The 25,404-nt window shown below is 59.8% G+C and carries 25 protein-coding genes; 17 read left to right on the top strand and 8 right to left on the bottom strand.

The window, feature by feature from the left end; all coding sequences use genetic code 11:
• The first annotated feature begins 117 nt into the window (after nt 1–117).
• From QZ653_RS05300 to QZ653_RS05280, 5 genes are all read left to right on the top strand, one after another.
• Complete coding sequence (locus tag QZ653_RS05300; protein ID WP_296418281.1) at nt 118–738, top strand: CDP-alcohol phosphatidyltransferase family protein; 621 nt, start codon at nt 118–120, stop codon at nt 736–738.
• Entirely contained in the window at nt 735–1,934 is a 1,200-nt protein-coding gene (locus QZ653_RS05295) for an ABC transporter substrate-binding protein (RefSeq protein WP_296418280.1), read from the top strand. Before QZ653_RS05300 ends, QZ653_RS05295 begins: the two co-directional genes overlap by 4 nt.
• 45 nt (nt 1,935–1,979) lie before the next feature.
• Nucleotides 1,980–3,620 (top strand): ABC transporter permease, encoded by a 1,641-nt coding sequence (locus QZ653_RS05290; protein WP_296418396.1) that lies wholly within the window; start codon nt 1,980–1,982, stop codon nt 3,618–3,620.
• Complete coding sequence (locus QZ653_RS05285; protein ID WP_296418278.1) at nt 3,613–4,260, top strand: ATP-binding cassette domain-containing protein; 648 nt, start codon at nt 3,613–3,615, stop codon at nt 4,258–4,260. Before QZ653_RS05290 ends, QZ653_RS05285 begins: the two co-directional genes overlap by 8 nt.
• Nucleotides 4,261–4,339: 79 nt before the next feature.
• Nucleotides 4,340–6,331 (top strand): hydantoinase/oxoprolinase family protein, encoded by a 1,992-nt coding sequence (locus QZ653_RS05280; RefSeq protein WP_296418276.1) that lies wholly within the window; start codon nt 4,340–4,342, stop codon nt 6,329–6,331.
• A 1-nt stretch (nt 6,332) separates the two neighbouring features.
• Here QZ653_RS05280 and msrA read toward each other — a convergent pair whose 3' ends face one another.
• The 4 genes from msrA to QZ653_RS05260 form a co-directional block, all read right to left on the bottom strand.
• Entirely contained in the window at nt 6,333–6,839 is a 507-nt protein-coding gene (gene msrA, locus QZ653_RS05275) for a peptide-methionine (S)-S-oxide reductase MsrA (protein ID WP_296418274.1), read from the bottom strand.
• On the bottom strand, nt 6,840–7,286 hold the full coding sequence (msrB, locus tag QZ653_RS05270) for a peptide-methionine (R)-S-oxide reductase MsrB (RefSeq protein ID WP_296418272.1): 447 nt from the start codon (nt 7,284–7,286) through the stop codon (nt 6,840–6,842).
• Nucleotides 7,287–7,374: 88 nt separating this feature from the next.
• Complete coding sequence (locus QZ653_RS05265; protein WP_296418270.1) at nt 7,375–8,892, bottom strand: trimethylamine methyltransferase family protein; 1,518 nt, start codon at nt 8,890–8,892, stop codon at nt 7,375–7,377.
• Nucleotides 8,889–11,285 (bottom strand): GcvT family protein, encoded by a 2,397-nt coding sequence (locus tag QZ653_RS05260; RefSeq protein ID WP_296418268.1) that lies wholly within the window; start codon nt 11,283–11,285, stop codon nt 8,889–8,891. The genes QZ653_RS05265 and QZ653_RS05260 overlap by 4 nt, the downstream gene beginning before the upstream one ends.
• 218 nt (nt 11,286–11,503) lie before the next feature.
• Between QZ653_RS05260 and QZ653_RS05255 the strand changes: the two genes are divergently transcribed.
• The 9 genes from QZ653_RS05255 to QZ653_RS05215 all read left to right on the top strand — a co-directional run bounded on the left by QZ653_RS05255 (nt 11,504) and on the right by QZ653_RS05215 (nt 20,685).
• A complete protein-coding gene (locus tag QZ653_RS05255; protein ID WP_296418266.1) occupies nt 11,504–12,292 on the top strand; it encodes a hypothetical protein in 789 nt (262 codons plus the stop codon).
• 3 nt (nt 12,293–12,295) lie between these two features.
• A complete protein-coding gene (locus QZ653_RS05250) occupies nt 12,296–13,666 on the top strand; it encodes a tetratricopeptide repeat-containing glycosyltransferase family protein (protein ID WP_296418264.1) in 1,371 nt (456 codons plus the stop codon).
• On the top strand, nt 13,659–14,063 hold the full coding sequence (locus tag QZ653_RS05245; RefSeq protein WP_296418262.1) for a DUF6165 family protein: 405 nt from the start codon (nt 13,659–13,661) through the stop codon (nt 14,061–14,063). Before QZ653_RS05250 ends, QZ653_RS05245 begins: the two co-directional genes overlap by 8 nt.
• Nucleotides 14,060–14,821: an FkbM family methyltransferase gene (locus QZ653_RS05240; protein ID WP_296418260.1), complete on the top strand. Its 762-nt coding sequence runs from the start codon at nt 14,060–14,062 to the stop codon at nt 14,819–14,821. The genes QZ653_RS05245 and QZ653_RS05240 overlap by 4 nt, the downstream gene beginning before the upstream one ends.
• A 72-nt stretch (nt 14,822–14,893) precedes the next feature.
• The gene (locus QZ653_RS05235) at nt 14,894–15,721 is read left to right on the top strand and encodes a flagellar motor protein MotB (RefSeq protein ID WP_296418258.1); all 828 of its coding nucleotides are present in this window, start codon (nt 14,894–14,896) and stop codon (nt 15,719–15,721) included.
• Nucleotides 15,722–15,811: 90 nt separating this feature from the next.
• On the top strand, nt 15,812–17,113 hold the full coding sequence (locus QZ653_RS05230) for a flagellar hook protein FlgE (RefSeq protein ID WP_296418257.1): 1,302 nt from the start codon (nt 15,812–15,814) through the stop codon (nt 17,111–17,113).
• A gap of 15 nt (nt 17,114–17,128) precedes the next feature.
• Nucleotides 17,129–18,574 carry a flagellar hook-associated protein FlgK gene (gene flgK, locus QZ653_RS05225; protein ID WP_296418255.1) on the top strand — a complete coding sequence of 482 codons (1,446 nt, stop codon included), beginning with the start codon at nt 17,129–17,131 and terminating at the stop codon, nt 18,572–18,574.
• 99 nt (nt 18,575–18,673) lie between these two features.
• Entirely contained in the window at nt 18,674–19,588 is a 915-nt protein-coding gene (locus QZ653_RS05220; protein ID WP_296418253.1) for a flagellin, read from the top strand.
• Entirely contained in the window at nt 19,588–20,685 is a 1,098-nt protein-coding gene (locus tag QZ653_RS05215) for a flagellar basal body P-ring protein FlgI (RefSeq protein WP_296418395.1), read from the top strand. Before QZ653_RS05220 ends, QZ653_RS05215 begins: the two co-directional genes overlap by 1 nt.
• Before the next feature lie 8 nt (nt 20,686–20,693).
• Here QZ653_RS05215 and fliP read toward each other — a convergent pair whose 3' ends face one another.
• From fliP to fliF, 4 genes are read right to left on the bottom strand one after another with little or no spacing between them, the layout of a single operon-like run.
• The gene (fliP, locus tag QZ653_RS05210) at nt 20,694–21,425 is read right to left on the bottom strand and encodes a flagellar type III secretion system pore protein FliP (RefSeq protein ID WP_296418251.1); all 732 of its coding nucleotides are present in this window, start codon (nt 21,423–21,425) and stop codon (nt 20,694–20,696) included.
• Nucleotides 21,418–21,690: a FliM/FliN family flagellar motor switch protein gene (locus QZ653_RS05205; RefSeq protein WP_296418249.1), complete on the bottom strand. Its 273-nt coding sequence runs from the start codon at nt 21,688–21,690 to the stop codon at nt 21,418–21,420. The genes fliP and QZ653_RS05205 overlap by 8 nt, the downstream gene beginning before the upstream one ends.
• Nucleotides 21,683–22,237, bottom strand: coding sequence for a hypothetical protein (locus QZ653_RS05200; RefSeq protein ID WP_296418247.1), 555 nt, complete (start codon nt 22,235–22,237; stop codon nt 21,683–21,685). The genes QZ653_RS05205 and QZ653_RS05200 overlap by 8 nt, the downstream gene beginning before the upstream one ends.
• Nucleotides 22,234–23,838 (bottom strand): flagellar basal-body MS-ring/collar protein FliF, encoded by a 1,605-nt coding sequence (gene fliF / locus QZ653_RS05195; protein WP_296418246.1) that lies wholly within the window; start codon nt 23,836–23,838, stop codon nt 22,234–22,236. Before fliF ends, QZ653_RS05200 begins: the two co-directional genes overlap by 4 nt.
• 117 nt (nt 23,839–23,955) lie before the next feature.
• Here fliF and fliL point away from each other — a divergent pair, with 117 nt between their 5' ends.
• The 3 genes from fliL to QZ653_RS05180 are packed head-to-tail and all read left to right on the top strand — an operon-like array spanning nt 23,956 to nt 25,379.
• Nucleotides 23,956–24,453 (top strand): flagellar basal body-associated protein FliL, encoded by a 498-nt coding sequence (gene fliL, locus QZ653_RS05190; protein WP_296418244.1) that lies wholly within the window; start codon nt 23,956–23,958, stop codon nt 24,451–24,453.
• 12 nt (nt 24,454–24,465) lie between these two features.
• A complete protein-coding gene (locus tag QZ653_RS05185; protein WP_296418241.1) occupies nt 24,466–24,822 on the top strand; it encodes a hypothetical protein in 357 nt (118 codons plus the stop codon).
• 35 nt (nt 24,823–24,857) lie between these two features.
• The gene (locus tag QZ653_RS05180; protein ID WP_296418394.1) at nt 24,858–25,379 is read left to right on the top strand and encodes a MotE family protein; all 522 of its coding nucleotides are present in this window, start codon (nt 24,858–24,860) and stop codon (nt 25,377–25,379) included.
• Nucleotides 25,380–25,404: the final 25 nt, after the last annotated feature.

The following is a 25,404-nucleotide window of genomic DNA, read 5'->3' as shown; positions in this document are numbered from 1 at the left end:
CAGGGCCGTGCATTTGCGCGGCCCTTTTTCGTGGTTGATTCCTGTCACATTGTTGTCAGCACGATTGCGTCATTGCATCCTTTGGGTCAAACAACCCCAGACGAAACTGGAGGTCCCATGCTGGACGCTGCCGCCCGCAAACTGATCGACCCGCCGCTGAACGCTGTGGGTCAGGGACTGGCCAAACGCGGCATGACTGCGGATGGTGTGACCCTTGTGGGGCTCGCGTTGGGATTGGGTGCTGCGGGCCTGATCATGGTCGGATGGACGTGGGCGGCCCTTGTGATGCTGTTGGCGTCGCGCATCGCGGATGGTCTGGACGGGGCGGTGGCGCGGGCCACGCGCAAGACGGATTTCGGCGGCTACCTTGATATCGCATGCGACTTTCTGTTTTACGGCGCGATCCCCTTTGCCTTTGTCGTGATGGACCCTGCAACCAACGCGGTTGCCGGTGCGTACCTTCTGACAAGTTTCTATTTCAACGGGACCAGCTTTTTGGGCTATGCGATTCTGGCGGAAAAGCGCGGGATCGAAACGTCAGCCCAAGGGGTGAAATCGCTGTATTATTCCAATGGCCTGCTGGAAGGGACGGAGACAATCGTCTTCTTCGTTCTTTTGTGCCTGTTCCCCGCGTCTTTCGCGACGCTGGCCTGGATTTTCGGGACGCTGTGTTTTGCCACCGCGACCCTTCGTCTGATCGCCGCACGGCGTGTGTTTACTATGAAGGAAGACCAATGAAATATCTTGCATTGATGGCAGCCCTCGCGGCGCCTTCGGCTGTTCTGGCCAACCCTGATCCAGCCGATTGGGATGCCGTTCTGGCAGAGGCCGACGGCCAGACCGTGTTCTGGAACGCATGGGGCGGGTCAACCACTACCAACGATTTTATCGCTTGGGTGGGGGAGCGTGTGGCCGAAGACTATGGCGTCATCCTTGAACACGTCAAGCTGACGGATACGGCGGATGCCGTCACCCGTGTGCTGTCCGAAAAGCAAGCCGGCGAAGATGACGACGGTGCCATCGACATGATCTGGATTAACGGCGCGAACTTTGCCGCGATGAAAGACGCTGATCTTCTGTTCGGCCCCTTTGCCGAACAGCTGCCCAACTGGGCCGTGGTGGATGTTGACGGCAAGACCGTCCAGACCGATTTCACGGTCCCAGTCGAAGGCTATGAGGCCCCTTGGGCCATGGCGCAGGTCGTGTTTGTCCACAACACCGACACGATGCCCGACACCCTCGGCTCTATGGATGAACTGCTGGACTGGGCGCAGGCGAACCCCGGTCGCTTCAGCTACCCACAGCCGCCGGATTTCCTTGGCTCTACATTCCTCAAACAGGTACTGGTCGACATCATCGAAGACCCCGCCGTCCTGCAAGAGGCCGCAACTGACGAAACCTACGATGACGTCGTGGCGCCGCTTTGGGCCTACCTTGACGCGTTGACCCCGCATCTGTGGCGGTCCGGTCAGGCCTATCCCGCGACGGGCACGGCCATGTTCCCGCTGATCAACGATGGCGAACTTGACCTGTCCATTTCCTTCAGCCCCGGTGCGGCCTCCACAGCGATTGCGAATTTTGAATTGCCAGAGACTGTGCGGACTTTCGTCCTGGACAAAGGCACCATCGGCAATGCGTCCTTCGTGGCGATCCCCTACAACTCAGGTTCTGCTGCGGGGGCCATGGTCGTTGCGAACTTCCTGATGTCACCCGAGGCACAGGCCCGCGCGCAAGACCCGAACATTCTGGGCTACGGCACGGTGCTGGACATGGCGAAACTGTCCGAGGACGAGCGTGCTGCATTTGACGCGCTGGAACTGGGCATCGCCACGTTGTCGCCTGCTGAATTGGGCACGGTTCAGGCCGAACCCCACCCCAGCTGGATGACCCGCGTCACCGACGACTGGGTCGAACGTTACGGCACTGGTCAGTAACGTTCCTGCGTGCTGCGCTTTCTGCCTGCACTGACATTGCTTGCAATGCTGGGGCCCGTGATCGCGGGCCTTTATGGGACGGTTCTACCGGCGTTCGGGCATTTGCCTGCCGCCGGTTTGACGGGCCCGACGCTTGACCCGTTCCGGAGCCTCTTTGATTGGGGGGGGCTGGGGGCGGCGGTGCGCCTGTCGGTGACGACGGGCGTCCTTGCGACCGGACTGTCGCTTCTGATCGTTTCGTTCATTGTCGCCGGTTGGTCTGGCACGCGGTCGTTCCGGGTGTTGGAGAGGTTGCTGTCGCCGCTGCTGTCCGTACCACATGCGGCGGCAGCCTTTGGTCTGGCGTTTCTGATTGTGCCGTCGGGGTGGCTGGCGCGCATGACCTCACCTTGGTTGACCGGATGGGACCGCCCGCCAGATGTGTTGATCGTGCAGGACCCGCTGGGTCTGGCCATGGTCGCGGGGCTGGTCGTCAAAGAGGTTCCGTTTCTGCTCTTGATGATGATCGCCGCCATGGGACAGGCGCAACCGCGTCGGTCATTGCTTGTCGCGCAGGCGCTGGGCTACGGGCGGGTGACCGGTTGGCTGAAAACCGTCTTTCCACGGGTCTACGCCCAGATCCGGCTGCCGGTCTATGTGGTCATCGGGTATTCCATGAGCGTCGTGGACGTTGCCGTGATCCTTGGCCCCAGCACGCCCCCCACCCTGTCGGTGCAGATCGTCAAATGGATGAGCGACCCTGACCTTGCCATGCGCCTGACAGGTGCCGCAGCGGCGCTTTTGCAATTCGCGTTGGTCGTTGGCGTTCTGGTGGCGTGGTGGCTGGGTGAACGCGTCGTCGCCGCCCTTGGCCGCCGCTGGATTGCATCTGGCCGCCGCGGGCAAACGGACACGCCGGGACGTGTTCTGGGCCTTTGGTTCGGGGCGCTCTCGGCCCTGTCGATCCTGCTGGGCCTCGCCAGTCTGCTGGTCTGGTCATTTGCCGCCCGATGGACCTTTCCGAACGTCCTGCCGGATGGCTTTACACTGCGATCATGGGACAGACACGGCCCCTCCGCCATTGCGACGATGGGCGAGACATTTGTGATCGCAGGGGCGGCGGTTGGCCTCGCGCTGGTTCTTGTACTGGGGTGTCTTGAGGCCGAACATCGCGGCGGGCGGCAATTCGGCCAAAGGGGGTTGTTGCTGCTTTATCTGCCGCTGCTGGTGCCACAGACAGCGTTCCTGCCGGGGCTGCAGACCATGTTGCTTAGCATCGGGGCCGATATGGGCCAGATGCCGGTTGTCTTCGCCCATCTGGTTTTCGTTCTGCCATATGTGTTTTTGTCGCTGGGCGATCCGTGGCGGTCATGGGACGCCCGCAACGCAACGGTTGCCCAGGCACTGGGTGCCAGCCCGTGGCGCGTCTTCTGGGCCGTGCGCCTGCCGATGTTGACGCGTCCGGTTCTGACAGCATTAGCCGTGGGTGTGGCGGTGTCTGTGGGGCAATATCTGGCGACATTGCTGATCGGGGGCGGACGGGTGTCGACGCTGACAACCGAGGCCGTGGCCCTTTCATCGGGGGGCGACCGCCGCGCTATTGGCGTGTACGGCCTTTTGCAGACACTGGCCGCTTTGGTACCCTTTACCGTGGCCCTGATCGTCCCGACCATTCTTTGGCGCAACCGGAGGGGTTTGCATGACTAACGGCCTTACACTGAGGAATGTCTGTATCTTGCGCGCAGGATCCCCGTTGATCGAAGTCGACCATGTCATCGCACCGGGTGAGGTCCTGACAGTGATGGGGCCGTCCGGCGTCGGAAAATCGACCCTTCTGGCGTTCATCACAGGCACCCTTGCGCCCGCCTTCAAGGGGATGGGCACTGTTGAGCTGGATGGACAGGACATCACCCATGTCCCGCCGCACCGCCGTCAGATCGGCATTCTGTTTCAGGACGACCTGCTGTTTCCGCATATGTCTGTCGGTGCCAATCTGGCCTTCGGAATGCCCGCAGGCGGCAGCCGTGCTGAGCGTCGGGCCACGATTGAGGCGGCGTTGGACGATGTCGAACTGGCCGGCTATGCCGACCGTGATCCCGCCACCTTGTCCGGCGGTCAGAAGGCAAGGGTGGCGCTGGTGCGCATGTTGCTGTCCAAACCCCGCGCCTTGCTGCTGGACGAAGCGTTTTCAAGGCTTGATGCCGAATTGCGGGCGCAGGTCCGCGATCTGGTTTTTCGAACCGCACGCGATCGCGCCCTACCGGTTCTGATGGTCACCCACGATGCAGAAGATGCGGCGGCGGCTGGTGGCACTTTGATCACGCTGGAAAGTCTGACAAAGACCTAAGCCGACGGCATCATGTCGTTTGCGGGCAAGACGCGGGTGCCGTCTGCCATAGCGTCAGGCGCAACACGGCGGGGTGGACATGGCAATTCTTCTTGGGATCGACACGGGCGGGACATACACGGATGCCGTTCTTCTGGATGATGAGGCCGACGCGGTTGTGGCCCGTGCCAAATCCCTGACGACCCGCCCCGACCTGTCAGGCGGGATCGGCGCTGCGGTGGATGCCGTTCTGGCGCAAAGCGGGCTGACACCCGATGCGGTGTCCCTGGTGTCTTTGTCAACGACCCTTGCCACCAATGCCCTTGTGGAAGGGCAGGGCGGTCGCGTGGCGCTTGTCTTTATCGGGTTTGAGGAAAGTGAACTATCCCGCGCCGATCTGAAGGATGCTTTGGGCGATGACCCTGTTCTTTTCATTGCGGGCGGTCACGGCCATTCGGGGGCCGAGGTTGCGCCGCTGGACACTGCCGCGCTGGAAAACGGGCTGGATGCGCTGGCCGGTGTTTCGGGCGTTGCCATTGCCAGCCGCTTTGCCACGCGAAATCCCGACCATGAGGCGCGCGCGCGCGGCATTGTCCGCGCGCGGCTGGGCGTTCCGGTGACGTGCTCCCATGAACTTAGCCAGGCGCTTGGCGGCCCCAAACGGGCGCTGACGGCGGTGCTGAATGCGCGACTTATCGGTTTGATCGACCGGTTGATTACCGCGACAGAGGCCCATCTGACAGCACGCGGGATAGCCGCGCGGCTGATGGTCGTGCGGGGGGACGGGGCGCTGATTTCTGCCGATCTGGCGCGAGAGAGGCCAATCGAAACAATCCTCAGCGGTCCGGCGGCCAGCATTGCAGGGGCGCAATGGCTGACCGGTGAACAAGACGCTCTGGTCAGTGACATCGGGGGAACCACCACCGACATCTGCCTGCTGCGCGGAGGATTGCCCAAGATCGACCCCCAAGGTGCCAAGGTTGGCCCGTACCGGACGATGGTCGAGGCCGTGGCAATGCGGACCTTCGGGTTGGGCGGTGACAGCGAGGTTCGTGTGTTGGACGGTCTGGACGGTGGTCTGGTCCTTGGCCCGAAACGGGTGATGCCGGTGTCCCTTCTGGCGCGGGACCACGGCGATCTGGTACACGGTGCGCTGGACAGGGCAGCCGCGTTGGAAACGCCCCCTGAAGAGGCCACGCGGTTTGTCATTGGCCAATGGGATGCCGTGCCATCAGACGTTGACCCGCGCGAAGCGGCAGTTATTGACCGGTTGTCGGCTGGCCCCTTGCGCTGGGCGGATGCGGTTCAATCCCGCGTCGAAATTCCCGCGCTCGCCAGACTGGTTCAACGCGGGCTTGTCCTGATGTCAGGGATCACACCGTCCGACGCAAGCCATGTTCTGGGCCGGTTGGGCGACTGGGATGCAGATGCCGCGCGCAAGGCCCTTGCGCTGATGGCCAAACGTCGCATTGGGAGCGGTGACAGGCTTGCGCCGGATGCCGAAACCCTTGCCCGCCGCGTCATTGACCGTCTGACGCTGCAGACATCGGACGCCTTGTTGGAGGCTGCGTTTGCTGAAGAAGGATGGGACGATCCCGCTGGTTTGGCACGTCACTCCCTGATGAGGGCCGGCGTTAATAGCCACAGCGATGTTGTGCGGATCAGCGCGGGGCTGGCCCTGCCGGTGATCGGGTTGGGTGCCTCCGCACGCAGTTACTATGGCGCGGTGGGAAAACGTCTTGGCTGTAAAACCGCCCTGCCAGAAGAGGGGGGCGTTGCCAATGCCATCGGCGCGGTGGTCGGACAGGTGGTTGTTCACGCGGAAGGCACTGTCACCAGCGGCGGGGAGGGGGCCTTTCGGGTGCACCTGACCGACGGTCCGCAACAATTTGCCGACAAAGCCGAGGCATTCGACGCGTTGCGCGCCCGCCTGACGGACCAAGCCCGATCAAAGGCGCAGGCCGCCGGGGTTGAGGATATGCGCCTAAACGAAAGCCTCGATCTGAGGGAAGCGCAGATCGAGGCTCAGGTAATGTTTATCGAGGCGACGATGCGGATAACGGCACGGGGTCGCCCGCGCATCACGGGGTGATCTATTCAGCGGCATCCCGACGGGGCAAAACCCAATCCGGCCGGACAAAGTGGCAGGTATATCCATTTGGAATGCGTTCCAGATAGTCCTGATGTTCCGGCTCGGCCTCCCAGAAGTCACCAACGGGGTCCAGTTCTGTCACGACTTTGCCGGGCCAGAGGCCAGAGGCATCGACGTCCTTTATTGTATCTTCCGCGACAGCCTTCTGGTCTTCGTTTTCGTAATAGATGGCGGACCGGTACGACATGCCACGGTCATTGCCCTGACGGTTGGGGGTAGTCGGATCGTGGATTTGAAAGAAAAACTCAAGCAGGCGACGGTAGGACATGACGTCGGGGTCAAAGATAACCTCAATCCCTTCGGCATGGGTTCCGTGATTGCGATAGGTCGCATTGGGAACGTCGCCCCCTGTGTACCCCACGCGGGTCGACACAACGCCGGGCATTTTGCGGATCAGATCCTGCATGCCCCAGAAACATCCACCAGCTAGCACTGCACGTTCGGTCATTTAGATATCCTCCACTTGGTTGATGTAATCGCCGTAGCCCTCGGCCTCCATGTCGTCGCGATGCACAAACCGCAAGGACGCGCCATTGATGCAATACCGCAGCCCGCCACGATCTTGCGGGCCGTCTGGAAAGACGTGGCCCAGATGGCTGTCCCCGTGGGTGGACCGGACCTCGGTCCGGATCATGCCAAGGGTCGTGTCTGTCAGTTCGTTCATGTTGGCCGGTTCAATCGGCTTGGTGAAACTGGGCCATCCGCAACCGGATTCGTATTTGTCCGAGGACGCGAAAAGCGGCTCACCCGAAACGATATCCACGTAAATTCCAGGGTCTTTGTTGTCCAGATAGGGCCCTGTCCAGGGCCGTTCCGTGCCGCTTTCCTGTGTCACATGGAACTGTTCCGGTGTCAGGGTCGCGACGACGTCGGGGTTTTTTTCGTATTTGGCCATGGCGATGTCCTTCCTTTGGGTCACGACAGGATATGGGGTGGAATTTCCGAAATTCCAGCGTCGTTACAGAGGCTTCACCGATCCGCGATCAGCTTTCCGGGGGTGCGCCGCCAAGCGCTGTTTTCGCGGCGATATAAGCGTCGAGGTCTTTGACCCTGTCGGGGTGGACAAAGGGCGGCGTAAAGTCACGCAGGATGTCTTTCCAGATCCGCGTGGCACGGGTGTTGGCATCCTGCGCGCCGCGTTCTGTCCATGTGCCGATGTTGGACCAATCCATGCCGACGGGGTCATAAAATGCGGTTTGATAGCGGTCCATCGTGTGGGCCGCGCCAAAGAAATGCCCGCCCGGTTCGACCTCTGCCAGCGCAGTCAGGGCGATGGCATCATCGTCTGCGTCCGTCGCGGCGCACAGTTCGGCAAAGGTCTGGACCATATCCATATCGGTGATGAGCTTTTCGTAGGACACAGTCAGCCCGCCTTCCAACCATCCGGCGGAATGGATGATCACCGTAGCCCCTGCCAGAAACGCCCCCCAGCCGGAGATTTCGGTTTCATGGGCCGCTTGCGCGTCATTGATGTTGGCCGCCGACCCAGCCGCACAGCGCCACGGCAATCCCAACTTTCGCGCAAGCTGTCCGGCCCCAAGTGAGGCCTTGACCTGTTCGGGTGTTCCGAAGGCAGGTGCACCGGTCTTCATGTCCACATTGCTGGTGAAGGTGCCGTAGGTCATTGGCGCGCCCGGCTTGGCGATTTGGCCCAAGGTGATCGCCGCCATAGCCTCCGCATGGCTGAGGGTCAGGGCACCGGCGACTGTTACGGGGGCCATGGCCCCCATCAGCGTAAAGGGCGTGATGATCGACACCTGCCCCGCGCGGGCAAAGTCGATGATGCCCTGCGCCATGGGAATGTCCAACTGGCGCGGAGAGTTGGTGTTGATGATCGTGTAGCAATAGGCGTTCTGGGCAAATTCAGTGTCTGTTACACCGCGAAACGCCTTCAGCATCTCAAAGCTTTCGCGCACCTGAGGGGTCCCACGGGAGAAGACGAAAGGGATTTTGTCCGACAGGGTCAGCTGCCCGCGCATCATGGCGTAGTGGCGCAAGTGCACGGGCACGTCCTGCGGTTCCACCAGCGGCGGCAGCATGTGCAGCGCGTCGAAATGATGGGTCAGTTTTGTAAGTTCGAGGTAGTCGTTAAGGCTGCCTGCGCGGCGTCCCCGTTCCAGATCCGTGGCATGGGGCGCGCCTGCACCCGGTTGAAAGATGAGGCTGCCCAGTTCGAGGGTGACGTCCCTGTCCGGTGTGCCGCCTTTGAGAAGGATCGACTTGGGTGCGAGGGCCAGGGTGTCCTCCACAAGGGTCGGCGGCAGATAGACCATCTCGCCCTGCACCTTTGCGCCTGCGGCCTCATACAACCGCCGCGCTTCGGGCAGCAGGACCTTGATGCCCAGCCGGTTCAGGACATCCAAAGCCGCTGCATGAATGGCGTCGATCCGATCATCAGGGAAGACCGCAAGGGGCGGGAACGGGTTGCGCAGGGTCTTGTAATCGACCTTGCGCGCGACCTCAGCCGCGCCGCGTGCTTTGCGTCCCTGACGGCGGGTCATCCCCGCATCGCTTTGCCGTCCGGGTCGTACGGCGACGGCGCAAGGACCTTGGCCTGCCGTTCGATACCCACGACGTGCACCGTCAATTCCGTGCCCGGTTCCGCATAGGCGCGGTCGACCATGGCCATCGCGATGGATTGGCCGACGGTGTAGCCATAAGCGCCGGAGGTGGTGAAGCCGATCCGCGTGCCGTTTGACCAGACCGGTTCATAGCCCGAACAATCCGCATCAGGGCTATCAAGACCCAAGGTCACAAGCACCTGTTCTGGGCCATCGTCCCGTTCCTTGATCGCTGCGTCGCGCCCGATAAAGTCCGGTTTCTGCCAGTCGATCCAGCGGTCCATGCCTGTCATAGCCGCCGTGCGATCCTGGGTGAATTCGGCGGACCAGATGCCGTAGGATTTTTCGATCCGCAGGGACAGGAGCGCATTAAATCCAACCTCGCGCAGGCCATGCCCTGCGCCCGCCTCAAGCAGCATACGCCGCAGCGCGATGTGTTCGTTGGCGCGGCAGTGAATTTCGTATCCGTGTTCGCCTGTGACGGACAGGCGGCCCACCTTGCAGCGCAAAAGCCCCAGATCGAAGGTGCCACAGCCCATGAAGGGGAGCTCAAGATCAGGCTGGACAGACTGCATGATCGCCTTCGCATTCGGCCCGGCGACGGAAAAGCCACACACATCGTCCGAGATATCGCGCAAGATCATGTCCGGGCCTTCGTGATCCGCGAACCAGCGTTTGTGCCACTCACGCAGGTAGTAGCTGCCCATGATCCACCATGTCCCGTCGCCCCAGTTGAAGAGCGTCAGATCGCCCTTTAACTTACCCTCAGGTGACAGCATCACCGCCAGACGGGACCGGCCGGGTTTGGGTAGCTTGGTCGCGAAAAGAGTGTCTAACCAAGCCTCAGCGCCTGCCCCTGTGACCTCAAACCGGCTGAAACCGGTGATATCCAGAAGGCCCGCGGCCTCACGGACCGCTTTGCATTCAGCCTCAACAAAAGGGGACGCGTCGGACCGGTTGAGGGACGGGGTTTCGACGAAATCCTCAGGCGCGAAATAAAGCGGTGTCTCAAGGCCCCAGCTTTGGCCCCAACGACATCCGGCAGCAGTCATCGCGTCATGGGCTGGTGCCATGCGCAGGGGGCGTCCAGCGGGCAGTTGTTCGTTCGGATAGGTCATGACGAACCGGCGGGAATAGAACTGGCCGGTCGTCTGTTTGATGTATTCGCGGTTGGAATGTTGCGGGCCGTAGCGGGCAATGTCCATGGACCACGCATCCGTCTCTGTGTCACCGTGAATCATCCATTCGGCCAGCGTCTTGCCCACGCCGCCACCTTGCAAAAACCCCGCCATCACCCCGCAAGCGAGCCAATAGTTGGGCACGCTTTCCACAGGTCCGACCAGCGGGTTGCCGTCGGGGGAAAAGGTGAAGGCCCCGTTGACCCAATCGCTGATGCCCACGTCGTTCAGCGCCGGGTAGCGGTCAAACGCCATCATCAGCTCATTTTCGATGCGGTCGGTGTCTTCTTGCAGAAGCTCAATCCCGTAATTCCACGGCGCGCCGTCCATCATCCAGTGTTGGTGATCAACCTCATAGATCCCGACCAAGATGCCCTTCTTGTCTTGGCGCATGTAGGTGAACCCCTCAAGATCCACGGTCATGGGCACCTCGAAGTCGATCTGTTCCAGTTCCGGGATCGTTTCGGTCAGAAAATAATGGTGCGACAGGGGTGAGACCGGCAGGTCAAGGCCGACCATCCGGCCGCATTGTTTGGCCCACAAACCGCCGGCGTTTACGACGTGTTCGGCGCGAATAGTGCCTTTTTCGGTGACAACCTGCCAGTGGTCGCCCTTCCAATGAAGCTCCTCGACCTTGTTGTGTTCGATAATATCCGCGCCACGCTTTTTGGCGGCACGGGCATAGGCGTGCACGGTGCCCGTGGTGTCGACATAGCCTTCACGATCGGCCCAAAGCCCGCCGATGATCCCGTCGGTTGAGATGATCGGGCATTTCTCCTTGATCTCGTCCACGCCCATCAGGTGACAGTCGTCGATGCCGATGGTCTGGAAGGTCCGGTATGCCCCCTGCAGCCACTCCCACCGGTTCGGATCACAGGCCACCGTGATGCCGCCGGTCATGTGCAGGCCAATGTCGATGCCGGACTCGGCCTCAACCTCTGACAGCAAATCAATGGTGTAGGCCTGCAAGGCGGCCATGTTCGGGTCTGCGTTTAGCGCGTGAATGCCGCCTGCTGCATGCCAGGATGATCCGGCGGTCAGAACGTTGCGTTCAACCAGTGCAACATCCGTCCATCCGAATTTTGCCAGATGGTACAGCACCGATGCCCCGACGACACCGCCCCCTATAACGACAACGCGATACTGATCTTTCATGACCCCGACCCTTCCCTATGCTGTCATCACGAGACCAGCCGCCTTTGGGCCTGTCTAGCGTTGTTTGCGACAAGACGTGTCGAATTTTGCTGCCACGCTTTTGCCGCAAGGGCGCTGTTTTGATGTCACGGCGGGGCGCTAATGCGTACATGCGTTTTGACTTACGCGCAGCGATCAGATTCTATCGCCAAAAACATAAGCAGTATTGGAGAGAGGCCATGCGCCTGTCGGTATCCTTTGAAAACACGCAAGATACGCCGTCGGGCCGTGGCCCGGTTCAGGTCGGCTGGTTTCTGAACGACAACAAGGGCAGCATTATCTATGACGCGCCTGAACGTGTCCGGTCTGTGGATGTGAACCGCGAACATGCGAAATCCGCGTCCCGCTGCCCTGCGGTGATCAATATGGAAAGCCGGTATTTCATGGTGAAATGCCCGTTCGACATCCACGTCGGTTTTGCACGCGACAAGGACGGCAAGGGCGTTTTGCGCAATCTTGCAGGGTCAAAGTCCGCCATTCGGGGCAGTAAGCTGGGCGACAAGCTGCACCTGACGAATGAGGTTGAATGGCGCACCAAGGGGGTGCCCACGATACAGCTGTCTCTGCCGTATGTCTTTATATCGGATGAGCCGGTCTACATGAGCCAGGTCAGCCCGTTCATGCACTACAACCGTGACCCGTGGCCTGGCACGATCTTTGGCGGACGCTTCCCGATCAATGTCTGGCCGCGTCCGTTGATGTGGGCGTTCGAATGGCATGAACCTGACAAGCCCATCAAACTTAAACGCGGTGATCCGTTGTTTTATGCCGCGTTCGAGACTGTTTCCCCCGACCGTCCCGTGGTCCTGACCGAAACAGAGGTCACGCCGGAACTGACGGACTACATGGATATGATTTCGGGGGCGGTCAATTACGTGAACCAGACGTTCAGCCTGTTCGAAGCAGCTGAGGAGCGGCGGCCCGAAACCCTGCTAAAGCCGGTTTCTCGCAAGCGGTCCAAGGAATAGGTCATGCAAAAGGACCCCCGTGCGTCTTTGCGTGCGCAGTCTGTCAACGCCCATCAGGCCGGTCGGATGGATCAGGCGCTGGAGGGGTACACCCGCTACCTTGCACGATATCCCAATGATGCCGGCATCTGGACGAACCTTGGCGCGCTGTTCCGCACGTCGGGCCAGCATGACAAAGCGCGGGTGGCGCAGTCTCGCGCCTATGCGTTGGCGCCGGACGACACAGGCGTTCTGAACAATTACGCAAACATCCTGTCTGATCTGGGGGAGTACGAAAAGTCGATAGACCTGCGACAGGCGTCTTTGGCGAAAGACCCATCCCATCTGATGCACCATGCGATGATCGGTCGCTGTTATCGGGGCATGGGCCGCTATGATGAAGCGATCGCCTATCTGACGCCCCAAGTGGCAGAGCACCCGGCAGAGACGGAAATCGCGCTTCAGCTGGCCTTCGCGCAACTTGGTGCGGGTCACTATGGTGCGGCATTCCGAACTTATGACGCGCGTTGGAACAGTGACGAATTGCGGCCCCCGAAACTGCCATTCCCGAAGTGGGAAGACGGTATGGAGGTCGCAGGAAAGACTGTGTTGGTCATGCCCGAACAGGGATTTGGTGACATGATCCTGATGTCGCGGTTTGTTCCCTTGGTGGCGGCCATGGGGGCAAAGGTGCGGGTCGTCGCTAAAAAACCGTTGATCCGGCTTTTGGAGGGTCTTGAGGGGATTGACTGGATCGGGTCAGCGGCCCGTCCGACCGATCCGGTTGATCTGTGGGTCAGCCTGATGGACCTGCCCAAACTTGTATACGGGGCGGAGGAACGCGGGGATATCCCGCCGCCTTCGACATTGTCCATTCCCGACGATGCGGTGGATCGCGCCAAGGTTCTGACCGCGCAGCACAAGGACATGTTCAAGGTCGGCGTCGTCTGGTCCGGGTCCGCGACCTACAAAGGCAACACCTTTCGGTCCTTCACCCACCGCGAGTTTATCCCGATGGCAGGGTTGCCCAACGTTCAGCTCTTTTCCCTTTATAAGGGCCCGTATCTTGAGGCCTATCAAAATGACGGCACTGCCGCGCTGATCATCGACTCGGCCAGCACCGATCGCGATTTCGCCGATTGCGCCGCAACGATGATGGAGATGGATCTGATTATCACCTCCGATACAGCCACCGCCCATATCGCCGGATCCTTGGGCGTTCCGACGTGGGTCATGCTTCATTGGGACGCTTTCTGGGTCTATCGTCACCACGGGGACACCACACCGTGGTATCCCTCGATGCGGTTGTTCCGTCAGGCGGCACCGCAAGACTGGGCGTCTGCCTTTGACGCCGCCACCGCCGCCCTTGCCGAAAAGGTATCCGTTCATGGCTGACCACATTCTTGTGCCCACCGCACCGGGGGAATTGATCGACAAACTCACCATTCTGCGCCTGAAAGAGGAACGCATCGACGATCCGGCCAAGGTCGCCAATGTCCGCGTCGAAAAGGACGCGCTGATGGCGACCGCAACGGCGCACATTCCCGCCAGTGCTGATCTTGAGGCCCTGTGGGAAGACCTTTACCGCATCAATGCGGACCTTTGGGTGATTGAGGATGACATTCGCGATTGCGAAAAGGCAAAAGATTTCGGAGAGACGTTCATCCGTCTGGCCCGCGCCGTTTACATCACCAACGACCGTCGCGCCGACGTCAAAAAGAAGATCAATCTGCTGTTGGGGTCCGCCCTGATCGAAGAGAAATCCTATAGCGATCACGGGGTCGAGACATGAAAGATTCACTGAAAGAAGCGCAGAAGATCCTGCAAGGCGAAGCCCGTCGTCTGGCGCAGAAGCTGGAACAGGACACGACGCGCAAACGCGGCCCGGTGGTGCGCCGCCTGCACGACGTGCGCCGGATGCTGTCACCGGCTTATGCCTACACATCCCAGGCCGGTCAGGATCTGGTCGTTGATCGCGTAATGAAGGGAAAACGCGGCGGAACGTTTGTGGATGTGGGCGGGTATGACGGCACCACCGGATCCAATACCTTCTATCTGGAAACCCATCGCGGCTGGACCGGTGCGCTGGTTGAACCGGTGCCCGCGCAGCTTGAAAAGGCAGAAACCGTGCGGCGGTGCCCCTGCCTTGGCCTTGCTGTTGCCGCCGAAGAAGGTGAGGCGGATTTCATCGAAATCACCGAAGGCTACACCCAGATGAGCGGCCTTGCCGCCACCTATGACAAAAAACTTCTCGGGACGGTGCGAAAGGACAAACGGCACAAGGAAACCACACTGAAGGTCAAAACCCAGACGTTGTCCGGCATCCTGAAAGACACCGGCCTTGAGAATCCTGATTTCATCTCTCTGGACATCGAAGGCGGCGAACTTGCATGCCTCAAATCTTTTCCCTTCGCGGATCATGACGTGAAAATCTGGGCGATCGAAAACAACACCGGCACGCCGGAGATCAAGACGATCATGGATAAGAACGGCTACGACCTGATCGAATTTTGCGGCCCTGATGAAATGTATTTTAAGCGTTCTTCATAAGCGCGCCCCAATTTGACCACAGGCCCGTAAAGTGACGGCACTACCTTGGGGCGAAATGCCTTAAGGTGGATCATGTCAGACCGTTCGAACGCGCCCATCATCATCAAACGAAAGAAAAAAGTCGTCGGTGGCGGCCATCATGGCGGTGCATGGAAGGTCGCCTATGCCGATTTCGTGACGGCGATGATGGCGTTTTTTCTGCTGATGTGGCTTCTCAATGCGACGACGGAACAACAACGCAAAGGCATCGCCGACTACTTTTCTCCGACCATTGCGATCAATCGGGTTTCGGGCGGCGGCGATGGCCTTTTTGGGGGCACCAATACCATCAGCGATGACAGCGCGATGCAGGATGGCAATGGCGACACCGGAGGGACCCCATTTGACGGGTCCCCGACTGCATCGGAACTTGCCGCAGCCGAAGTGGCAGTTCTTGAATCGGTCGAAGCCCAGCTTCTCGGGATAGGTGGCGAAAGCCTGATCCAGCAGGAGGCGTTGCGCCATGTCATCACCCGCCTGACGGACGAAGGTCTGGTGATTGAGGTTTTCGCCCGTGAAAATGCCCCGCTTTTTGTTGGCAACGGGACCGAACCCGCCCCTCTTCTGGTGGACCTGTCGGCCGTCTTTGCCGATGTTTTCGACACTGTCACCAATCCCGTCGCCATCGAGGGCCACACCCGGGCCTTGCCGATCGTGGTCGTCGATCATCCGATCTGGGATATTTCCAGCGGCAGGGCGTTCGCCGTTCGTGATCTGCTTTTGCAAAATGGATTTGACGGCGCGCGGATAGCACGTCTGACAGGTCACGCAGATCGCGATCTTGCCGCACAGGATGCCCTGTCGGTCCGGAACGACCGGATCGAGATCACATTGCTGCGGGTCCATCGTGGCGAAAATTAGAAACTATTTTAGGTATTAGGCCGCCATTAAGGGCTGATCTGTAGGCAGGGGGCAAGTCCGTCACTCCTTGCGACAGAAAGGCCAAGTCTCATGACGATTTCTTCTTCCCTTAATGCCAGCGTGGCAGGTCTCGCCTCGAATGCGAGCCGCCTTGCGACAATTTCCGACAATATCGCGAATTCCGCCACATACGGGTACAAACGTGCGGTGACCGACTTTCATTCCATGGTGATTGACAGTGGGCAGGGCCGGTACGCCGCAGGTGGTGTTCGCGTCACGTCCAGTCGCCTGATTGACGAACGCGGACCACTGGTGTCCACAACAAACCCCACCGATCTTGCTGTGCGGGGGCAGGGGATGCTGCCTGTGACACAAACCTCCGCTATCGGGGCAGGCGTCAGTGATCTGCCCTTCCAGATGACCACAACGGGGTCATTCCGTCCTGACGCGGACGGGTTTCTGACCACGTCGAGCGGTCTTGCGCTGTTGGGGTGGCCTGCTAATTCCGACGGGACCATTCCGCCCTTCCCGCGTGAAAGTACGGGCGGCCTGGAACCGATACAGGTCAATGCGAACCAGTTTATCGCCGATCCGACGACCCGCGTCGATCTGGCCGTGAACCTGCCGGCAACCGGCACGATCGCGGGTGCATCCGGCGATACCGAAGTCCTCTCGGTCGAATATTTCGACAATCTGGGAATTTCAGGCGATCTGTCGATCAGCTTTTCGCCCACGGTGCCCGGAACCGGCGCCTCCAACACCTGGACAATGCTGATTGAGGACAGCAACAGCGGCGGCGCTGTCGTCGGTGAATATACCTTGGAATTTGATGATGCCCCCGGTCTGGGGGGGCGCCTTTTGTCAGTCACGGACACGACCGGTACGCCCTATGATCCGGCTGAGGGGACCGTGGGCGTGACCGTCGCCAGCGGCGACATTACCATCGGTATCGGCCAGATAGGGGAGCCGGGCGGCCTGACCCAGTTGTCCGACGACTTTGCGCCCGTATCCATCAGCAAGGACGGGTCCTCGGTCGGGACCATGACCTCGATCGAGGTCGATGCAAACGGATATGTTCACGCCTTTTTCGACAACGGATTGTCCCGCACGATCTATCAGGTTCCGCTTGTCAGCGTTCAAAACACCAATGGCCTTCTGACCCAAGATCGCCAAACCTATTCGGTTACAACCGACAGCGGCGACTTCTATCTCTGGGATGCGGGCGGCGGCCCCACCGGTGATATCGTCAGTTTTGCCCGCGAAGAATCCGCGACCGATGTCGCCGGTGAACTGACCCAGCTGATCCAGACCCAACGCGCCTATTCATCCAACGCCAAGGTCATCCAGACCGTGGACGAGATGCTTCAGGAAACGACCAACATCAAACGTTAATGAAAGCCACATGACATGAGCATAACCCATTCCCTGTCCAACGCCCTGTCCGGCCTGACAGCCTCCGCCCGAATGGCGGAGGTGGTCTCGTCAAATGTGTCAAATGCGCTGACGGAGGGATATGGCAGACGTTCGGTCAATCTGTCCGCAGCGGTCGTCGGGGGACGGGGGGCAGGGGTCGAGGTTGGCAATGTCATCCGGCATGTTGATCAGGGCATCCTCGCAGACCGTCGACTGGCGGATGCAGGGATCGGATCAAATTCTGCCATGGTTTCAACGCTGACGACCTTGCAGGATATCGTCGGTCAGGCAGGCGAAGCGGGCGGCCTCTCCTCAAGGATCGTGGCTGTTGAGACGGCATTGGTCGACGCCGCAACCGATCCGTCGTCAACAGTGCGCCTGACCGCGGTACGGGATCGTTTCAGCGAACTGGCGTCAGGATTGAATGACGCGTCACGACAGATTCAGACCGAACGTGAACGTGCGGATGCGTCCATCGCGCAGCAGGTCGAAACGCTCAACGCATCCTTGCAACAGCTTGAACAGCTTAACGGTGACATCGCCTATTCCATCAACAGCGGCGGCGATCCGTCTGGCCTTCTGGATGCCAGACAAAGAGTGGTTGATACGATCGCCGAAATCGTACCTGTCCGTGAATTGCGACGTGAGAATGGCCGCATCGGCCTGATGACCCCCCAAGGACAGATGTTAATTGACGGACCGGCCAAGACGTTTGAATTTACCCCGAACGTTGTGATTACAGCAGACATGACACTGGCCAGCGGGGCGCTGTCCGGCCTGACAGTTGACGGCTCGCCACTGGCGACGGATGAAACCGGGCGGATGTCGGGCGGCACGTTGGGTGCCACCTTTGCCGCACGGGACGAAACACTTGTTCAGGCCCAAGCCGGAATTGACGATCTGGCCGGCGATCTGATGTCACGCTTTGAAGACACGTCTGTCGATCCGACAGCGGGTCCGGGATCGCCCGGCATCCTGACCGACGCAGGGTCCTCGTTCGATCCTGCAAATACGACCGGTCTCGCGTCGCGCATCAGCCTGAACGCTGCAGTTGACCCGGCTCAAGGTGGCACCCTGACCAATTTGCGCGACGGCGCCAATGCCACGGTATCCGGTCCCGCAGGATCGGCGTCATTCCTGACCGCCCTCGCTGACGCCCTGTCTGCGCCGAAGGCCAGCCCGGGCGATCCGGTTTTGCGCAGCGCAGCCGCGCGAAGTGCCCACCTGCAGGCCGATATCGGCCAACAACGTCTGACGTATGAAACCGAATTGAGCTTTGACACGGCGCGCTGGACATCCCTGAAAGAAGCCGAAGCCGCTGATGGTGTCGACACCGATCTCGAGATGCAGATGCTTTTGCGCATCGAACAGGCCTATGCCGCCAATGCGCGAGTCATCCAGACGGTTAATTCCCTGATGCAACGCCTGATGGAGATTTAGGATATGAGTTTTTCCGGCATCGGCGACATGCGCCAACATTTTCAGCTCAGCCAAACAAGTTCGCGCTTGAAATCGCAGCTTGATACTCTGGTTCAGGAAATGACCACAGGACGAAAAGAAGATATCGTCGAACATCTGGGTCCGGACCAAATCGTTTTGACGAGCCTTGATCGCCAACTTTCCCTTCTGGGCAGCTACGCGTCTGCCAACACCAGCACCGGACAGACTTTGGCAGCGATGCAGACTGTTCTTGGCACTCTCGAAGATCAAAGGCAGGCATCAAGCAGTGCCATGCTCGCCATCAACGAAGCCAGCACGCCTTCCCAGCTTGAAGAAACAGGTCGTATTGCACGACTGGGTTTCGAGGCAACCTTTGAAGCCCTCAATACAAGATGGGGTGACCAATCACTGTTTGCCGGAAACGCTGTCACAGGTCCTGCGCTTGCCGACGCCTCGGATATGCTTGCCGATATCAAAGCGACTGCGCTGGGCGCAACTTCTGCAACCGATGTCGCGGCAGCCGTCGATGCGTGGTTTGACACCCCCGGCGGCGGCTTTGAAACCCTGGCCTATCAAGGCGATCCAACGGGTTTCATGACCCGCCCTGCGGACCAGACGCAGGACATCTCGATCGAGTTCCGGGCCGACGACCAGATGATCCGCGACCTTCTGAAATCGTTGGCCAAGGGCGCACTTGCGGGTGATCCGACCATGGGGCTGACGCAGGCGGCGGCTCAGGATTTGCAGAAATCGGCGGGGGTAAACCTCTTGTCGGTGTCATCGTCCCTTGCAGGGGTTCAATCACGTTTGGGCCATCTAGAGGGGCAGGTGCAGGACGCTGCGGTTCGCATCGCGACCCAAAAAACATCATTCGGAATGGCCCGAAACGACATGGTTTCGGCAGACCCGTTTGAAACTGCGACACAACTGGATGCGCTGCAGGTGCAACTTGAAACCCATTACGCTCTCACCGCGCGCCTGTCGCGCCTCACCCTTACGGAGTATTTGCGTTGATCAGATTGTTCCTCGCCCTGGCGCTCATCCTTGTTCAAACTGTCGCAAGCGCGACACCGATCCGGATCAAGGATCTGGTCGAATTTGACGGCGTCAGATCAAACGATCTTGTCGGATACGGCTTGGTGGTCGGCCTTAATGGCACAGGGGACGGTCTGCGCAATTCGCCGTTCACCGAAGAAATCATGAGCAATATTCTGGAACGTCTCGGTGTGAATGTGACCGGTGAACAATTTCGTCCGAACAATGTTGCTGCAGTCCTCGTAACCGCGGAGCTGCCCCCGTTTGCCCGGACAGGAGGGTCGATCGACGTGACGATCTCTGCCATCGGTGACGCGGACAGCCTGCTTGGCGGCACGTTGATCATGACCCCCTTGAATGCTGCCGACGGGGAGATTTATGCCGTGGCGCAAGGCACAATTATTGCCGGAGGCGTCTCTGCCGAAGGTGACGGCGGCGGCGTGGTGCAGGGGGTGCCAACGGCTGGCGTCATTCCGTCCGGTGCCACTGTAGAACGCGAGGTCGCATTTGAGTTTGCCGAATTGGAGGTGATCCGTCTGGCACTCAGATCCCCTGATTTTACCACTGCAGCGCGGATCGAAGCCGCGATCAATTCCGTTTTCGGACGCGGGGTCGCTGTTATGCTCGACTCCGGGACGGTCCGGCTGGACATCGCCGCCACCCGTGCGATTTCACCGGCACATGCTCTCGTGCGGGTTGAGAATATTCTGGTCGAACCCGAACGCCGTGCCCGTGTCGTTGTGGATCAGCGATCAGGCACGATTGTCATGGGCGATGACGTGCGCATATCGCGGGTCGCGGTCTCTCAGGGGAACTTGACCCTACGAATTGAGGAGGCCCCGCTCGTGGTTCAACCCAACCCGTTCTCTGACGGCCAGACGATCGTGGTGCCCAATACCAATGCCGCAATCGAGGAGGAACCCGGTATCGGTCTTGCCGAAATTCAGGAGGGGACATCCCTGTCAGAGGTCGTCGCAGGCCTGAACGCTCTAGGTGTCTCACCACGAGATATGATCGACATTCTCAAAAGCATAAAAGCTGCGGGGGCCCTGCACGCAGAATTCGTCGTGCGCTAGGGGGCGGATCAGAAGTAACTTCTGACCAGACTGCCTGCAATAAGGCTCCACCCATCTGCGACGACGAAGAAGGCCAGCTTGAACGGAAGAGAAACAATAGCAGGGGGGACCATCATCATGCCCATCGACATCAGAACAGCAGCCACGACCAGATCAATAATCAGGAATGGCAAAAACACCAGAAACCCGATCTGAAAGGCCCGTTCGATCTCGCTGAGAAGAAACGACGGTATCAGCAGCGATAAAGATGCATCTTCAACCGGCTGGTCGAGCGTCACACCCGGGCGCAGGGCGGCGAGGCTTTCAAATGTTTCCGGTGAAATCCGCGCCGACATGAAGACGCGAAAAGGCTGCATCACGCGGACAAATGCGTCCTCCACAGAAAGTCCATCGTTAAGCAGTGGATCGACACCATTGGCCCACGCCGTTTGGAAGACAGGCTCCATCACGAAGTAGGTCAGGAACAATGCCAGGCTGACGATCAGCATATTCGGAGGAGACTGTTGCAGCCCGATGCCTTGCCGCAGGATGGACAGGACAGTCACCATAAATGGAAAACAGGTGATCATGATGGCGAGGCCGGGCACGATGCTCAGCAAGGTTATCAGGACGAACAACTGGATCGACCGGGTCGCCAGTGACCCATCGTCCGCAAAATCTATAGAGACATTCTGGGCCAGAACAGGGCCCGCAACCATGACGAAGCCCGCGGACCAGGCGGCGACAGCGACCTTATTCATGGCTGACGTTGGAGACAACTTCTGTCAGGCGAACAGCCAGCTGCCCGCTGTCATCCCCGTCCAGCTGTTCCAGTTGACCGCGCGCGATCAAACGACCGCTGACGAACAAGTCGACAGGGTCGTCGACCCTCTTGTCCAGAGGAAGAATGGCGTTTTCGCCAAGTTCAAGGAGGTCCTTAACCAGGGGGCGGGCCCTGCCGACCGACACTGTCAATTCAACCGGTATGTTGCGCAGAGGGTGGCGCTGGGGCTGTGGATCATCCATGGATTTTTCTCCGTTCATTTGTTTCAATCGCCGTCAGCGCTGCTGTCAACGCCTCTGACAGGGACGCCAGATCAAGAAGCGTTGATTCACCATCATCGGCAATCACGGCCTGTCCCGCTTTCAAAGATGCGTCCGCAACCAGTTGGACCTGCGGCGGCATCTCCGGCCCCGCGTCCTGAAGCAGCGTCACCACATCCGGGTGGACAGCCACAAGAACGGGTCGGGCCACATCGGTTTTCACCACGTGATCAAGCGTCTGTATGAGGTGGAGGCGAAATGTGGCCTGCAAGATGTCCGGCACAATCAATTCAGCAACCTGTCCCAGCACTGGCGCCATTCGGCCCTCCATAAAGTGGCGTGCTTCCTCAAATCCGAATGTCATATCTTTCAGAGTGGTCGATACCTCTTGTGCGGCCTCCGCGATCCGGGCCGCGTGTGACGCCTCGGCGGCTTCGGTGGCATCGGCGAAGCCGCGCTTGTAATCGGCGCTCAGAACCCGTTCCGTCTGTTCTGGTCCATCAAAGCTTTCCAGATAGACCGCACTCATTTCGTCGCTCCGGATTTCGGATCGTCAATCCAGCCCTGAAGAACCTGAATAGCCTCATCCCGGCGGTCTTCGATCAGATCGCGCAAACGACCAACCGGATCGTCGGCGGCTTGCCCAGCGATTTCACTATTGGTGCGTTCGCCATTCTCCTGTGGCCCCGTCCCGCTGCGCGCCACACCTTCGAGGATTGACCCGTCCTGTGGAATCATTGTCAGCCCGGCTGCCCTGCCGCTGTCATCCAGCATCGGAGGCGACTGGCGCGACGACATTAGGATAGGGCGCACAACGAACAAACCGAGGATCAAGGCCACAAGGGCCAAGACGCCAGATTGGATCAACCGCATGACATCAAGGGGTTGTGGTTCAACCATGGCGGCCGTGGCGGGCGTTCCCAACTCGGGGATCGCCTCGAAAGTCATTGACCGGATCGTAATTTCATCGCCTCGTTCAGGGTCAAATCCGATTGCCGATGCGACCAGAACACGCAAATCCTCAAGCTCTTCAGCCGACCGGGGCGTCCTTACCAGTGTGCCGTCCGCTTGTGCCGTCTCCATATCATTTACCAAGACTGCGACGCTGACGCGTTTGATCGCCCCCGGTGCCTTGAGAATTTCGCGTTGGGTTTCCGACACTTCAAAATTGGTCACCGATCTGGTTTCGGAGTTTTCGTTGGATTGCTGGCCAGCCTCCGCCGCGGCGTCGCCGTCGGGAAGGTTGGAGGCCACTGTAACATCCCCGTTGGCGCGCCCTTGGGATGAGGCGGTCGATTCCTGAATTTCAGTGCTGATCGCCACGCGCGTTTCAGGATCGAAGCGGCGTTCAATGATGGATTCCGTTTCGGTCACCGTGTCGACGCTGACCTCGATCACGGCATTGCCAGGACCCACCCGCGCGGCCAGCAGGCGTTCAACCCGTGCACGTATCTCACCCGACCGGTCCATGGCATTCTGCGCTGTCCCGCTGTCATCGACCCCTGCAACAAGGCCGCCAACACCATCAATCACCGCCACGTCACGGGGGGCCAGTCCGGGCACGGCGGAGGCAACCAGAAACCTAAGCGCATCGGCCTGCGCCGCATCAAGTGATCCGTTGAGCGTTGTCACGGTCACGGCTGCCGTCGGGGTCTGTTCCCTCCGGAAGGGCTGCGCGGTGTTTGCAGAAATATGCACACGCGCGGCACGAATGTGGGGGCTTGCCAGCATTGTCCGCGCCAGTTCACCCTCCTTGGCGCGCCAGTAGGCGGCATCAAACATCTGCGACGTCGTCCCGAACCCCGACAATGTATCCAGCAGTTCATACCCTTGAGAGCTGTTCGCAGGCAGGCCTTCGCCCGCCAAGGACATGCGCAGCCGGTCACGATCCGCGGCGGGCACAAAGATGGAATCGCCCCGGATTTCGTAGACAATTCCACGTTGATCCAGCGCTGTTACAACATCGCCGGCTGTCGCAGAGTCCAGCCCGGCATAGAGAAGGGACTGCGCGCCACCCGATGTGCCGCGTGCCAGAAACAACACAGCCGCAAACATTGCAACTGTCGCCGCCACGACAAACGCCTTGCGACGCATATCCATGTTGGACCAGACGGAATTCAGATTGCTCAAACGGGTTCTCCCTCAATATTCGGATTCTTCCGATGCGTCCTCAATAGTCCGCGCAGCCTTAACAATCGGTTAGTGCCTTTGCGGTTAAGCACGGTGCAGTGATGAAAAGGGGTCGCCATGTCCGAAGACGTGATCACAGAAGATGGTTCAGGGGAAAAACCGGCCCGGAAACGGTCGAAAATGCCCTTGGTTCTAGGCGTAGTGCTGGCATTGCTGGGCGGCGGCGGTGGGTTTGCGGCCGTTCAGATGGGGCTGCTGTCCGGCGATTCGGAGGGCGACCAGATTGCCGAGGTTGAGGAACCAATGGACCTGGGCAATCCGAAATTCCTCCCGATGGAAACACTGGTCATTAACCTGCCGGACTCCGCCGATGCCGAACATCTTTTGTTTACCGCCGAACTCGAGGTTGATCCGGTCTATAGCGATGACGTCGATGCCATCATGCCCCGTATCGTGGATGTCCTGAATGGCTATCTCAGGGCGGTGCGCCTGTCCGAACTCGAAGATCCGACCGCATTGGTGCGGCTGAGGGCGCAGATGCTGCGGCGGGTTCAGGTTGTCGCCGGCGAGGGTCGGGTGAAGGACATTCTGATCATGGAATTTGTGTTGAACTAGAAAGGGACAGCTATGGCGTTTATCGCGGATATCTTACTGATTTCGGGGGCCCTTTCGGCGACCCTGTATTGTTTTATCCTGTCACAGAGGCTGCGCCGGTTTACGGACCTTGAAAAGGGTGTCGGCGGCGCGATTGCGATTCTATCGGTACAGGTTGACGACCTTTCACAGGCCCTGAGGAACGCGGAAGCCGCGTCTTTGGCGTCGGCAAACGGCCTGGCTGCGGAAACCAGATCGGCGCAGGCGGCGGCAAAACGGCTGGAGCTTTTGATGGCGTCCTTGCACGACCTGCCCGAGACCCTGCCAACCGATCCGCAGATTGATCCGTTCTTCGTCCGCCAGCCAGCGGCTGCGGAAGGGGCCCTTTAAGCGTGTTCAGGTATCGTCAGAAACATGTCTTGCTTGTGGTTGCAACCCTCTTGCTGGTGTCCGGCGCGGTCCGCGTGGCCATGGGGTTGGGCCCCGCTTTGGCTATCGCACAGGCGGTGCAGACAGAACCGGAGGAGGACCCACCCGCAACCGGTCTCGATCCGATCCTCGCAGCGCTGGCAGCACGGGAGGCCCGTGTCGCGGAACGTGAAACCGCACTCGAAGACAAATTACGCGCTCTTGCCGCTGCAGATGAGGAGATCACCAGACGGCTGGCTGACCTTCAAGCCGCAGAGGAGTCCCTTCTGGCGGCCTTGTCCCTGTCCGAAACGGCGAATGACAGCGATATCTCACGGCTGACCGCCGTCTACGAAAGCATGAAACCGGCGGATGCGGCCAATCTGTTTGAACAGATGGCACCGGAATTTGCCTCCGGTTTTCTGGTCCGGATGCAACCCGAGGCATCTGCCGCGATTATGGCGGGGCTGGATCCGCAGACCGCATATTCGATCAGCGTGATCATTGCCGGTCGCAACGCGAACGCACCGACCCAATAGCGTCTGATCACGGAACCTTAACGGT

The sequence above is a fragment of the Pseudooctadecabacter sp. genome, from assembly GCF_020627745.1.
Taxonomy (GTDB): Bacteria; Pseudomonadota; Alphaproteobacteria; order Rhodobacterales; family Rhodobacteraceae; genus Octadecabacter.
The sequence above is the reverse complement of the archived record's forward strand: the minus strand, read 5'-3'. Positions and strand labels throughout refer to the sequence as shown.